Source organism: Shimia sp. MIT1388 (assembly GCF_047124445.1).
GTDB lineage: Bacteria > Pseudomonadota > Alphaproteobacteria > Rhodobacterales > Rhodobacteraceae > Shimia.
Window position 1 is genome coordinate 3,244,436 of the sequence record NZ_CP138921.1, and the last position, 12,131, is coordinate 3,256,566.

Below are 12,131 nucleotides of genomic sequence, written 5' to 3' on the forward strand. Positions count from 1 at the left end.
CTGTGAACCACGTAATCGTCACGGGCGGCGCGGGCTACATTGGCTCGCACGCGTGCAAAGCTTTGGCTAAGGCCGGCTTTGTGCCTGTCACTTTCGACAATCTTGTCACCGGTTGGGAAGACTCGGTCAAATTTGGTCCCTTTGAGAAAGGCGACCTGTTGGACCGCGCGCGGCTAGACGCGGTTTTTGCCAAATATGAGCCAGTCGCGGTCATGCATTTTGCGGCGTTGTCTCAGGTTGGTGAAAGCATGAAGGAGCCGGGGAAATACTGGCTCAACAACGTGCAGGGTTCGTTGAACCTGATTGAGGCGACCGTGGATGCCGGGGTACGCAATTTTGTGTTCTCTTCGACCTGTGCGACCTATGGCGATCATGACAATGTGACACTTGATGAGAGTGTCGAGCAGCTGCCGATCAATGCCTACGGGGCGTCCAAGCGGGCAATTGAAGATATGTTGCGCGATTTTGATGCGGCCTATGGGCTGCATTCGGTGATCTTTCGGTATTTCAACGTGGCCGGGGCTGATCCGGAGGCGGAAGTCGGTGAGTTCCACCAGCCGGAAACCCATCTGATCCCGCTGATGTTGGACGCAATTGACGGCAAGCGGGATGCGCTGACCATTTTTGGCACGGATTACGACACGCCCGATGGCACCTGTATTCGTGACTACGTGCATGTGTGCGATCTGGTGGATGCGCATGTGCTGGGGCTCAAGCGTCTTCTGGATGGGCATGGAAGCCGGGTGTTCAACCTCGGCACTGGAACCGGTTTCTCGGTGCGCGAGGTGATTGACCAATCCCGTGCTGTGACCAACCGGGCGGTGCCTTACAGCGAGGGGCCGCGCCGTGCTGGCGATTGCACCAAGCTTGTCTCCGGCTCGACACGGGCGGAGAAAGAGCTAGGGTGGGAGCCGAAACGCTCCAAGATGGACCTGATGATTGCCGATGCATGGAGATGGCATCAGACCGGGCATTACGACAAGTAATCCCCCCGCTCGACTTCTGGAAATGACACGGGTGCTGGCCCTTGCCGGGCGGCGCCCGTCTGGTGTGGACCGGGTGTGTCTGGCGTATCTGCGCGCCGTGTTGGCGGATGATGTGCCATGCTTTGGCTTGGTGCGAACCGGTTTGGGTTACGTGCTGCTGGATCAGGCTGGGATGCGGGTCTGTCTAGAGGCGATTGAGGGGCAACGAGACTGGCCTTCACCGGATTTTGTGTCCCGGTTGCGCCACCGCGCGGGTAGCCCGCGACGGGTGCCGGACACAATGGCGCGGCAGGTGGCGATTGCGCGGGCACGGCCGCGTGGTTTAGGGCGCATGTTGCGGCGGCACTTGCCTGCGGGGAGCGTGTATCTCAACGTCGATCAGACCACGTTCACAACCCGCGTGGCGCAGGCGGTGAAGCGTGTAAAAGGCGGCAAGATCACGGTATTTTTGCATGACACCATTCCGCTGGACCATCCGCAGTATCAGACAGCGAAGTCGGTGGAGAAGCTGGCGGCCATTCTGAAGCGGTGTGCCAGCTACGCGGATTTGATCCTGACCAACTCACACGTCTCGGCCAGTGACATCGCCCGCCACATGGCGCCTCTGGGGGCGGTGCCACCCGTGGAGGTTGCGCACCTTGGGGTGGAGATCGATTTTTTCGAAAGTGAGAACAATGGCGCGGGCGTTGGTGTGGTTGCACCCTATTTCCTGTGTTTGGGCACCATTGAGCCGCGCAAGAACATCGCTTTTCTACTCGACCTTTGGGAGGGGATGGCAGAGCGGTTTCCGGCCAGTGAGATGCCGCGCTTGGTGATTGCTGGACGGCGAGGGTGGGAGAGTGCCGAAGTTTTGGAGCGGCTCGAATCATCACCGCTACGCGGACAGATTCTGTTGGAATTTAATGATTTAGGGGATTTTGATCTGCAACCCCTTATGGAGGGTGCGGCTGGGTTGCTGTTCCCAAGCCATGCCGAAGGCTTTGGCTTGCCGCCGGTGGAGGCAGCTGCAATGGGGGTGCCGGTGGTGGCCAATACACTGCCTGTTTTGCGGGAAATTCTTGGGGATTATCCCATTTACGCAAGCGTTTCAGATGTTTATCTATGGGAAACAATCATTCAGTCCCTGGTCACTGCGCAAGAGGCTGAAACAGAAGCAAAACCGCGTTTTTTCCCGCCCACCTGGGAGGCGCATTTCAATACGGTCTTAAGGGTCACCTGATACACCCTGTAGCTGGACCTTCAAAAATTGGGAAAGGTTGAGGACAGGGGTGAGTGCGCTGCAATCATATCGGCTTCGGATCAGACGCCGGCATCGTCTTGTGCGTGCGATCCGGAAGCGGCGTGAGCTGCGCAGCATGGCGGATCGCACGGCGCAGATCAAATCGTCGGATCTGCTGGCGTTTTCGACCCTGCGTAATGAGCATATTCGCCTGCCGTATTTCCTCGACTACTACCGCAATAAGGGCATCAACCACTTCCTGATAGTGGACAACGACAGTGACGACGGTTCGCTGGAGTATCTGATGGAGCAGCCGGATGTGTCGGTGTGGCACACCCGCAAGAGCTACAAGAAGTCCAAGTTTGGGGTGGATTGGCTGAACTGGTTGCAGTTTCGCTATGGCCACAATCACTGGTGCCTGGTGGTCGACCCCGACGAGTTCTTTATCTATCCGTTCTGTGACACCCGCCCGATCCGGGCGTTGACCGATTGGCTGGACGCCAGCTCGATCAAATCCTTCAGTGCGATGCTGTTGGATATGTATCCGCGCGGGCCGATCACGGAACAGCCCTATCAGGCCGGACAGGACCCGATGGAGATTGCCTGCTGGTTTGATGCGGGCAACTACACGATGACCAAGAACCCGCAGTATGGAAACCTGTGGATTCAGGGCGGGCCGCGGTCGCGGGTGTTTTTCCCAAATGAGCCGGAATTGGCGCCCGCGTTGAACAAGATCCCGCTGGTGAAATGGAACCGGCGCTATTGTTATGCCAGCTCGACCCATATGCTGCTGCCGCGTGGGTTGAATCAGGTGTATGACGAGTGGGGCGGGGAGAAGGCCTCTGGCCTGCTGCTGCACGCGAAGTTTCTGGACACCTTCACCGCCAAGGCGGAAGAGGAGCTGGTGCGGAATCAGCATTACTCCGCAAGTGTGGAATACAAGGCTTATGCCGAGCGGCTTCGCGATGCGCCGGAGCTGTGGTGCAAGTGGAGCGAGAAATACATCAATTGGCGCCAGCTGGAGATTCTGGGCCTCATGTCCAAGGGGAACTGGGCATGAGTGTGGGCATTCTCATGTTGGTGCACACGGCGTTTGACCGTGCGGAGCAAGTGGCGCGGCACTGGACCAAATATGGATGTCCGGTGGTGATCCATGTGGATGCTTCGGTGAAGCCCAAGGCGCACAAGAAGTTTGTCAAAGCGCTGGAAGATGTGCCGGATGTGCGGTTCTGCAAGCGGCACAAATGTGAATGGGGTGACTGGGGACTGGTGGCGGCCAGTCAGTCGGCAGGCGAGACCATGCTGGCCGAGTTCCCCGAGGTGCGCCACATCTACCTGTCTTCCGGGTCTTGTTTGCCGTTGCGGCCGGTGCAGGAGCTCAAGGACTATCTGGCGGCGCGGCCACGTACGGACTTCATCGAGAGTGCGACCACGGCGGATGTGCCTTGGACCGTTGGGGGATTGGATGCGGAGCGGTTTACGCTGCATTTCCCGTTCTCCTGGAAGAAGCACCGGTTCCTGTTTGATAAATGGGTCGATATTCAGCGTTTCCTGAGGGTGAAGCGGAAGATTCCTAATGGGGTTGTGCCGCATATGGGCAGCCAGTGGTGGTGCCTGACGCGGCAGACGTTGTCGGCGATTTTGCAGGATCCGGATCGGGACACGTTTGATCGCTACTTCAAACGGGTGTGGATTCCGGATGAGAGTTATTTCCAGACCTTAGCTCGGCTGTATTCGAGCAATATCGAAAGCCGGTCGCTGACGCTTTCTAAGTTCGACTTTCAGGGCAAACCGCACATTTTCTATGACGACCACTTGCAGCTGTTGCGGCGGTCTGATTGCTTTGTGGCGCGTAAAATCTGGCCGCGTGCCAACAAGCTCTATAACGGTTTTTTGCGCAGCCCTGAGGGTGCCATCAAGATGAGCGAACCCAATCCGGCCAAGATTGACCGGATTTTTGCCAAGGCGGTGGAGCGGCGGACCAAAGGGCGCACGGGGCTTTACATGCAGAGCCGCTATCCCAATGAGGGGTGGGAAAACGGCATGACCTTTGGACGGTACTCGATCTTCCAAGGGTTTGCACAGCTGTTTGAGGATTTTGAGCCTTGGTTGGCCCGTGCCACTGGGACGCGGGTGCATGGGCATCTATTTGCGCCGGAAGGGGCGGAGTTTGAAGGGCGGCAAAAAGTCATCAACGGGGCGCTGAGCGATGACCCGAAGTCGCGCGATTACAATTCGATTGCGTTTTTGACCAATCTGATCTGGAACACGCGCGGCGAGCGGCAGTGCTTCCAAGTGGGGCCGCGGGATGAGGGCGCGCCGGTGTGGTTCTTTGCCAAGGACCCCAATGCGCAGGTGTCGGTGATCAGTGGGGCCTGGGCGATTCCGCTGTTCAAGTCGAACCTGGACTTTGCCGACATTCGCAAGGAGGCCGCGCGGCTTCAAAAGTTGGAAAACGATCAGCTTTACGCGTTGCGTAGCCCTTATGCGAAGGCGCGGGTGCGGATCTGGACGTTGGCGGAGTTTATCGAGGCGCCGATGGAGCCGTTGCAGACCATCATTGACGAGATCGGGCCGGAGAAAGCGCGCCGTTTGGCGGAGGCGCCGACGATGACCGATTTGACCGGATTTGGTCAGTTCCTTCAGAACCTTAAAAACCAAGGCATGCACCCATACCTGATGGGCGATTTCCCCGTATCTCAGGGGGAGAGCGATCAGAAGAAGCCGCCACGGAAACCCTATTTGGTACAGTAAATCCTTATGAGCCAACCCTTTGATTACTTTGTGGTCTTTGCCGAGATGCGGACCGGGTCGAATTTTCTGGAAGCCAATATCAATGAGTTTGACGGACTCAGCTGTCTGGGCGAGGCGTTTAATCCGTATTTCATTGGATACCCCAACAAGGATGATTGCCTTGGCGTGACGCTGGATCAGCGGACGGGGGACCCGCAGGCGTTGATTGAGGCGGTGAAATCAAACGAGGTCTTGTCCGGTTTTCGGTACTTCCACGATCATGAGCCACGGGTGTTGAATGCGATTTTGGAGGATCCGCGCTGTGCGAAGATCATCCTGACCCGCAATCCGCTGGACAGCTATGTGAGCTGGAAGATTGCGCAGGCCACAGGGCAGTGGAAGCTGACCGATGTGCGCCGGCGGCGCGACAGTAAGGTTACGTTTGATGGCGCGGAGTTTAAGCGGCACGTGGAGGAGTTGCAGGATTTTCAGGTGTCCTTGATGCGGGCGCTGCAAGTGAGTGGCCAGACGGCGTTTTACATCGCTTATGAGGACCTGCACGATATTCAGGTGATGAATGGCCTGGCCCGGTTTCTGGGACATGACGAAGAACTTGAGGGCTTGAACCAGAAGCTCAAACGCCAGAATCCAAGCCCCTTGTCAGAGAAAGTGTCCAACTTTGGCGAGGTGACGCTGGCTCTGGCGGACCTGGATCGTTTTAACCTCAACCGCACGCCAAATTTTGAGCCGCGTCGTGGGGCGGCTGTGCCAAGCTACGTGGCCTGTGCTGTGTCGCCGCTTTTGTATTTGCCAATGCGTTCCGGGCCTCAGGACACGGTTACGCAATGGATGGCACAGATGGATCGCGTGGAGCCGGATGGGTTGATCCAGAGTTTCAGTCAGAAAAGTCTGCGTCAGTGGAAAAAGGCGAACAAGGGACATCGCAGTTTTACTGTGATCCGTCACCCTGTGGTGCGGGCCCATGCGGCGTTTTGCGAGTGCATTTTGGCGGCGGAGAGCGGCGTCTATAAACAGATCCGAAAAACCTTGCGCCGGGTTTACAAAATGCCGCTTCCGAAAGATCCGCCTGGTGAGGGCTATACGGCGGCCGAGCATCGCGCTGGATTCGTCGCCTTTTTGGGATTCGTGAAGGCGAATCTGGCGGGGCAGACCAGTATCCGACAAGACGCCCATTGGACCAGTCAGACCACGGCGATGCAGGGATTCGGTGACTTGGCGTTGCCGGATATGATTGTGCGGGAAGATGAGATGATGAGCTATTTGCCCGCGCTGGCGATGCAGATTGGGCGGGTTGATGCGCCGGATCCGGTGGCGGTTGATCCCGGCCATCCCGTGCCGCTCGAGGAAATCTATGATTCCGAAATCGAGAAGCTCTGTGAAGATATCTACAAGCGGGATTACATCGCTTTTGGATTTGAGAGCTGGACGTAAATACGCGCCGTCAGCGGGGCTGCGGCGCGTTGAAATTCCTAATTGTCGGCCAGCTTAAGCTGCCTGAACCTTGTCACCTTCGGTCAGGATTGTGAACAGCGTCGCCGCGTCCGGGTTGGCGCGCAGCTTGGCACAAATCGCGGATTCACGCAGGTGACGGGACACTTTCGCCAAGGCTTTGAGGTGCTCCACGCCGGCCTCTTCCGGGGCAAACAGCGCAAAGGCGATGTCAATTGGCTGGTGGTCCACCGAATTGAAATCAACCGGCTTTTCCAGAAGGATGAAGGCGCCGACGACGCTTTCAAGGCCTTCGAAACGGGCGTGTGGCAAGGCCACCCCGTGGCCCACGCCGGTGGGGCCAAGGGTTTCGCGTTCAATCAGGGCTTCGACAACAGCAGGCGCGTTCAGCCCGTAAGCTGACTCGGCCAGGTCGCCAAATTCCTGCAACAAACGCTTTTTGCTTGAGGCGGCTGTGACAACACGTACCGCCTCAGGCTTGAGGATCGTAGAAAGGTCCATAGGGCCTGTATCTCCGGAGCGCGCTTTGATGCGCTTACTCACTTATGCTTGCGGATCGATCCAGCCGATATTGCCGTCCTCACGGCGATAGACAACGTTCAATCCGTCTTTACCTTCGTTCTTGAAGACAAGCACCGGGGACCCTGCAAGTTCCATCTGCATCACGGCTTCGCCAACGCTCAAGGATGGGATCTTGGTCTCCATCTCGGCAACGATGACTGGCTGCAGGGTGTCGGGCTCGGCCTCATGTTCTTCAGCTTCAGGCGCGAGGATATACGAGGAAGCGCCGAAAAGTTCAACCGGGTCCTGACGTTCCTTATGGTGATCCTTCAGTCGGCGCTTATACCGACGCAGTTGTTTGTCCATTTTTTCCGCACAACTGTCAAAAGCGGCGTAGATTTCAGTTTCATGTGCTTTGGCCTGGGCGGTCAGTCCGGTGGACAGATGCACCGTGGCCTCGCAGACATATTCGTGCGCGTGTTTGGAGAACGTGATCGTCGCGTCGGTAGGTCGGCCGGCGTATTTGTCCAACACACTGCCAAGCTCAGTTTTCACGTGAGTTTGCAGAGCCTCACCAACGTCGATGTGTTTTCCGGTAATCTGATAGCGCATCCTGTCTCCTTTTCGATGACATGTCGGACCACGGGCTTGAGCTGCCCGTTATCAGTTAGGTCCGAATGCTGGAAATCGACATTGCCAACCCTTGCGAAAGACCGGGCCTTTTTGCGAAGGCCGCCACGGTCACAGCGGTGGGTCGATCAAATGTCATGAATCCATTTGAGTAGGCAGACGGTTAAGAGTCAATGATCGAGCGCAAGATTGTGCGCTTTTCCGCGTGTGTCAGGAGATGCGGAAGTTTTCGCCAAGGTAGACACGGCGCACGTTTTCGTTTTCTACCACTTCATCCGGGGTGCCGGACATGAGGACCTTGCCGTCGTGCAGGATGTAGGCGCGGTCGACAATTTCCAGCGTCTCGCGCACGTTGTGGTCGGTGATCAAGACGCCGATGCCGCGCTTTTTCAGATCGGCCACGAGGTGGCGGATGTCCCCCACCGAGATCGGGTCGACGCCCGCAAACGGTTCGTCCAGGAGCAGGTATTTCGGATCCGCGGCCAAACAGCGGGCAATTTCCACGCGGCGGCGTTCCCCGCCGGACAGGGCCAGCGCCGGGGCGCGGCGCAGGTGTTCAATGGAGAATTCGCTCAGCAGCTCTTCGAGGCGTTCGCGGCGCTTGTGGCGGTCCTTATGGGTGATGTCGAGGATTGCGGTGATGTTGTCCTCTACCGACAGACCCCGGAAGATCGACATTTCCTGCGGCAGATAGCCAATGCCCAGTTTGGCGCGGCGATACATGGGCAGGGTGGTCACGTCACGTCCGTCGATGGACACACGGCCGCCTTCGGGCACCAAGAGGCCTGCGACCGCATAAAACGTGGTGGTTTTGCCCGAGCCGTTGGGGCCAAGCAGGGCCACTACCTCGCCGCGGTTCAACTCCATCGAGAAGTCACGGATCACCACGCGCTTGCGGTAGGCCTTGCGCAGGCTTTGCACCTGTAGTCCGGAGCTGCCTTTAGTGACGGAGAGATCGGGTTTGGCCATGGTTACTGAGACTTCAGAACTGTTTTCACGTTGCCGCTCATCTGGGCGGTGTTGTCGGTCAGATTGAGGCGCATCTTGTCCGCGGTGATGGTGGTCTTGGACTGTACCACTGTGACGTTGCCGGTCATTTCCACGGTGCCGGTGTCGATGCTGTAGATCGCTTGGTTGGCTTCTGCCGCATCTGGCCCCTGGACCAAAAGTACGTTGCCTTCGGCCACAAGGCGGGCGATGGCCTGGGTTTCTTGATTGTAATGTACGTTCACCTTGTCGGCGGTCATGCGCATGTCGCCTTGGGAGACATCCACCTTGCCCTCAAACACGGCGCTGCCGTCAGACTGGTTCACGGAAAGAGTCTCGGCGGTGACTTCGACGGGCAGGCCGGTGTCTTGTTGCATCTGGCCAAAGCCAACCTGAAACCCCTGTGCCATCCCAGCGACGGGAACCACCGTCAGGAGGGAAATTGCCAAAGCACGGATCAAATACACAGGGTCACCTCGTCTCAGTTTGCGGGCGTGTATAGCAGTCGCACACCTTTTGTGAAAAACAAATATAATTCATTGTTTTCCCCAGAGGGGCGCAGGGCCATGCGGCCTGCTTCCAAGGTGCCAAGGCCGCTTTCGGCTAGAATTTCTCCGGCGGTTTCCGCGCGCGCGTCTTCCAGGCCAAAGATCATGGTTTCGGTGGTGATGGTGTAGCCCGCCGAAGTAACAATCTCGACGTCGCCGTCAAGCTCGACCTCGTTAAAGGTGCTGCTCATCTCACCGGCTTCGGCGCGCACAGTAATTTCCGTGCCGTCGGTGGTGCTGATCAGAGCGCCGACCTGTTCGGCAATGATGCGCGAGGGATCGTCGATGTCCGGATGCGCGGTGGCCGAAGTCAGCGTGATGTTGTGGCCGTCATTGGTTTGGCCGGAGATATAGGGGGCGGTGATCTGGCGGTCGCGCAGGCGTTTTTCCAGTTCCACATCGGCAAAGGGGATGGCGCTTTCGAGATCCACTTCATGAGAGATCAGGAAAAGCGTGGACAGGATGCCAAGCGCGGTCAGGGGCAGTAGCACCTTCAGCCAAGCGACCAGATTGGAATATGTGAGGCGGCGCACCACCGGATTAGCCGAGCCCGGCGCGCAGGCAGTCGTGGATGTGCAAGAGGCCCTCTGGGGTGCCTGCGCCATTGGGGTCAATCACAAACAGACAGGTGATCTTGCGCTGGTTCATGATGGCCACGGCTTCTTCGGCCAAGGCGCCGGGTGCAATGGTTTGTGGATCGGCGGTCATGACTTCGATGGCGGTGCAGTCTAGCAGTCCGTCCATATGACGGCGTAAGTCCCCATCGGTGACAATGCCGAGGAGCGCGCCGGTGTCGTTGGTGACGCCAACAACGCCAAAGCCTTTTTGGCTGATTTCCAACAACGCGTCGCTCATCGGGGTTTGCGCATCGATCAATGGCAGCGCGTCGCCAACATGCATGAGGTCGCGCACGCGGGAGAGCTGTGCCCCCAGTTTGCCACCCGGGTGGAACTCGCGGAAGTTTTCCGGTGTGAACCTGCGGTGTTCCATCAGCGCCACGGCTAGAGCATCGCCAAGCGCGAGGGTCATGGTGGTGGTGGTGGTCGGCACGACGCCGGTGCCGCAGGCTTCTTCGGCCTTGGGCAGGATCAGACCCACGTCACTTTGCTTGATCAGCGTGCTGTCGGGGCGGCTGGCGACACCAATCAGCGGGATGTTGAAGCGGCGCGTATAAGCGACGAGATCGGCCAGCTCCGGGGTTTCACCGGAGTTCGACAGCACCAGGGCAACGTCGCCCTGCGCCATCATGCCAAGGTCGCCGTGGCTGGCCTCAGCGGGATGCACAAAATGGGCCGGAGTGCCAGTGGAGGCAAAGGTGGCGGCAATCTTGCGGGCGATGTGGCCGGATTTGCCCATGCCGGAGATGATCACGCGGCCTTTCGCAGAGAGCAGAAGTTCAATGGCCTCGCCAAACTCGGCACCCAGGCTGTTGCCCAAGGCGGACAGCGCCGCGGTCTCGATAGAGATCACACGGCGGGCGGTGTCCAGAAAGGTCTGCTTGTCGGCGTCCGTCATGGGGCGGCTCCGTTAGTGCGCAAAGATGTCCTGTTCCGGCCAGCCGGCCAGATCAAGCTTGGCGCGGGTTGGCAGGAAGTCAAAGCAGGCCTGGGCCACTTCGGTGCGGCCTTCGCGCGCAAGGCGCTCGTTCAGCTTTTCGCGCAGGCCGTGTAGGTAGAGCACGTCAGAGGCGGCGTAATCGAGTTGGGCGTCTGTCAGGGTTTCGGCACCCCAGTCGCTCATCTGCTGCTGTTTGGATACGTCGACGCTCAGCAATTCCTGAAGCAGGTTTTTCAGGCCGTGACGGTCGGTGTAGGTGCGCACAAGCTTGGAGGCGATTTTGGTGCAATAGACCGGTGCGGTGAGCGCGCCAAAGGCGTGGTACATGGCAGCAATGTCAAAGCGGCCAAAGTGGAAGAGTTTCAACACATTTGGATCTTCGAGCATTTTGCACAGGATTGGCGCCTCGGTCTGGCCTTTGGCGACTTGCACCAGGTGGGCGTTGCCGTCGCCGCTGGACATCTGGATCACACAGAGGCGGTCGCGGTGGGGGTTGAGCCCCATGGTTTCGCAGTCAATCGCCACAACCGGGCCAAGGTCCAGGTCGTCAGGCAGGTCGTTTTGATAAAGGAAATTTGCCATAGGTGCCTCAATGTCTCTGATGACAAGCACTTACGGCTTTGTGCGGCGTGTTTCAATGTTTCGCGGGGGATTGTTGTTAATGTGGCATGGGGTTGCTTAGAGGGTTGCCTGGGGCGCGTGGCTTTACGGCGTGGGCGCGACACCCTAAGTATCGGCCATGGATAGCAAAGCCCCCCAAACCGTGAGCGATCACCTGCGTGCGACACTTGAGACCGAAGCGCGCAAAGACGGGCCGCGTGTGCAGCGGATTGAAGTAGAGGGCCAAGTGTTCTGGATCAAGCGCGTGGAGCAGCTGGGATTGCGGTACCGTTTGCAGAAGGGCGATCCACGTCAGGCGTTTGAGCGCGAGCGGCTGGCCTATCGCGAGATGAATGCTGTGCAGGCGCCGGTGCCGCAATTGGTGGCCGAGGGGCCTGATTTTCTGGTGCTGCCGGATTGCGGGCAGGATTTGCGCAAGCTGTTGAGATTTGAGGAAGATGCGGCCAAGCGGGCGCAGATGTTGTTGGATGCCAGTGTGATGCTTGCGGAATTTCACAACCTCGGGTTTGCCCACGGGCGGCCCAGCCCCAAGGATATGTGTCAGGTCGACGGCCAGATGCTGCTCCTGGATTTTGAGCGCTACAAGCACGCCAACAACACGCCGGTTGGACAGGCGCGGGATTTGGTGGTGTTTGCGTTCAACGTGGCGGCGCATTCGCCGCAGATGCGGGGCAGCTTGCGCGAGGCGATGGCGGCCTATCGGGACAATGCGGACGCCGCGATTTGGCCTTTGGCGCAGCGTTGGTGCCGGTGGCTGCGGTGGACCGCATGGGTGACCAAACCGTTGCAGAAGCGGCCAGAGGGGCGGGCTCTGGAGTTCAAAGCGATTCCGGTGGTGATGGATTTGTTTCTGTCTGAGGGCAAACCGCTGGGGTAACG

General features: G+C 58.4%; 13 protein-coding genes. 6 read left to right on the forward strand and 7 right to left on the reverse strand.

Annotated features, from left to right (window positions below; genetic code table 11):
- Positions 1-2 precede the first annotated feature (2 nt).
- From galE to SIB92_RS16065, 5 genes are read left to right on the forward strand one after another with little or no spacing between them, the layout of a single operon-like run.
- On the forward strand, positions 3-986 hold the full coding sequence (galE, locus tag SIB92_RS16045) for a UDP-glucose 4-epimerase GalE (RefSeq protein WP_412552987.1): 984 nt from the start codon (positions 3-5) through the stop codon (positions 984-986).
- Positions 987-1,008: 22 nt separating this feature from the next.
- Entirely contained in the window at positions 1,009-2,205 is a 1,197-nt protein-coding gene (locus SIB92_RS16050; RefSeq protein WP_412552988.1) for a glycosyltransferase family 4 protein, read from the forward strand.
- A gap of 49 nt (positions 2,206-2,254) precedes the next feature.
- Positions 2,255-3,265 carry a glycosyltransferase family 2 protein gene (locus SIB92_RS16055; protein ID WP_412552989.1) on the forward strand — a complete coding sequence of 337 codons (1,011 nt, stop codon included), beginning with the start codon at positions 2,255-2,257 and terminating at the stop codon, positions 3,263-3,265.
- Positions 3,262-4,959 carry a beta-1,6-N-acetylglucosaminyltransferase gene (locus SIB92_RS16060; RefSeq protein ID WP_412552990.1) on the forward strand — a complete coding sequence of 566 codons (1,698 nt, stop codon included), beginning with the start codon at positions 3,262-3,264 and terminating at the stop codon, positions 4,957-4,959. Before SIB92_RS16055 ends, SIB92_RS16060 begins: the two co-directional genes overlap by 4 nt.
- A 6-nt stretch (positions 4,960-4,965) precedes the next feature.
- On the forward strand, positions 4,966-6,390 hold the full coding sequence (locus SIB92_RS16065; RefSeq protein ID WP_412552991.1) for a nodulation protein NodH: 1,425 nt from the start codon (positions 4,966-4,968) through the stop codon (positions 6,388-6,390).
- A 54-nt stretch (positions 6,391-6,444) separates the two neighbouring features.
- Here the strand turns inward: SIB92_RS16065 and SIB92_RS16070 are convergent, their stop codons facing one another.
- The 7 genes from SIB92_RS16070 to SIB92_RS16100 form a co-directional block, all read right to left on the reverse strand.
- The gene (locus tag SIB92_RS16070) at positions 6,445-6,909 is read right to left on the reverse strand and encodes a PTS sugar transporter subunit IIA (protein ID WP_412552992.1); all 465 of its coding nucleotides are present in this window, start codon (positions 6,907-6,909) and stop codon (positions 6,445-6,447) included.
- 42 nt (positions 6,910-6,951) lie between these two features.
- Positions 6,952-7,521: a ribosome hibernation-promoting factor, HPF/YfiA family gene (gene hpf / locus SIB92_RS16075; protein ID WP_412552993.1), complete on the reverse strand. Its 570-nt coding sequence runs from the start codon at positions 7,519-7,521 to the stop codon at positions 6,952-6,954.
- Positions 7,522-7,749: 228 nt separating this feature from the next.
- Complete coding sequence (gene lptB / locus SIB92_RS16080) at positions 7,750-8,508, reverse strand: LPS export ABC transporter ATP-binding protein (RefSeq protein WP_168590869.1); 759 nt, start codon at positions 8,506-8,508, stop codon at positions 7,750-7,752.
- Between the two features lie 2 nt (positions 8,509-8,510).
- Positions 8,511-8,993 carry a lipopolysaccharide transport periplasmic protein LptA gene (gene lptA / locus SIB92_RS16085; protein ID WP_412552994.1) on the reverse strand — a complete coding sequence of 161 codons (483 nt, stop codon included), beginning with the start codon at positions 8,991-8,993 and terminating at the stop codon, positions 8,511-8,513.
- Positions 8,994-9,007: 14 nt separating this feature from the next.
- Entirely contained in the window at positions 9,008-9,607 is a 600-nt protein-coding gene (gene lptC / locus SIB92_RS16090; RefSeq protein ID WP_412552995.1) for an LPS export ABC transporter periplasmic protein LptC, read from the reverse strand.
- Between the two features lie 7 nt (positions 9,608-9,614).
- A complete protein-coding gene (locus tag SIB92_RS16095; protein ID WP_412552996.1) occupies positions 9,615-10,589 on the reverse strand; it encodes a KpsF/GutQ family sugar-phosphate isomerase in 975 nt (324 codons plus the stop codon).
- 12 nt (positions 10,590-10,601) lie between these two features.
- Entirely contained in the window at positions 10,602-11,213 is a 612-nt protein-coding gene (locus tag SIB92_RS16100; protein WP_412552997.1) for a ribonuclease D, read from the reverse strand.
- 157 nt (positions 11,214-11,370) lie between these two features.
- Here SIB92_RS16100 and SIB92_RS16105 point away from each other — a divergent pair, with 157 nt between their 5' ends.
- On the forward strand, positions 11,371-12,129 hold the full coding sequence (locus SIB92_RS16105) for a hypothetical protein (RefSeq protein ID WP_412552998.1): 759 nt from the start codon (positions 11,371-11,373) through the stop codon (positions 12,127-12,129).
- Positions 12,130-12,131 lie beyond the last annotated feature (2 nt).

Coding starts and splice junctions, on each gene's coding strand:
- SIB92_RS16105 (WP_412552998.1), top strand. CDS start 11,371: ATGGATAGCAAAGCCCCCCAAACCGTGAGCGATCACCTGCGTGCGACA.
- lptB (WP_168590869.1), bottom strand. CDS start 8,508: ATGGCCAAACCCGATCTCTCCGTCACTAAAGGCAGCTCCGGACTACAG.
- SIB92_RS16060 (WP_412552990.1), top strand. CDS start 3,262: ATGAGTGTGGGCATTCTCATGTTGGTGCACACGGCGTTTGACCGTGCG.
- SIB92_RS16070 (WP_412552992.1), bottom strand. CDS start 6,909: ATGGACCTTTCTACGATCCTCAAGCCTGAGGCGGTACGTGTTGTCACA.
- SIB92_RS16100 (WP_412552997.1), bottom strand. CDS start 11,213: ATGGCAAATTTCCTTTATCAAAACGACCTGCCTGACGACCTGGACCTT.
- SIB92_RS16065 (WP_412552991.1), top strand. CDS start 4,966: ATGAGCCAACCCTTTGATTACTTTGTGGTCTTTGCCGAGATGCGGACC.
- SIB92_RS16050 (WP_412552988.1), top strand. CDS start 1,009: ATGACACGGGTGCTGGCCCTTGCCGGGCGGCGCCCGTCTGGTGTGGAC.
- SIB92_RS16095 (WP_412552996.1), bottom strand. CDS start 10,589: ATGACGGACGCCGACAAGCAGACCTTTCTGGACACCGCCCGCCGTGTG.
- hpf (WP_412552993.1), bottom strand. CDS start 7,521: ATGCGCTATCAGATTACCGGAAAACACATCGACGTTGGTGAGGCTCTG.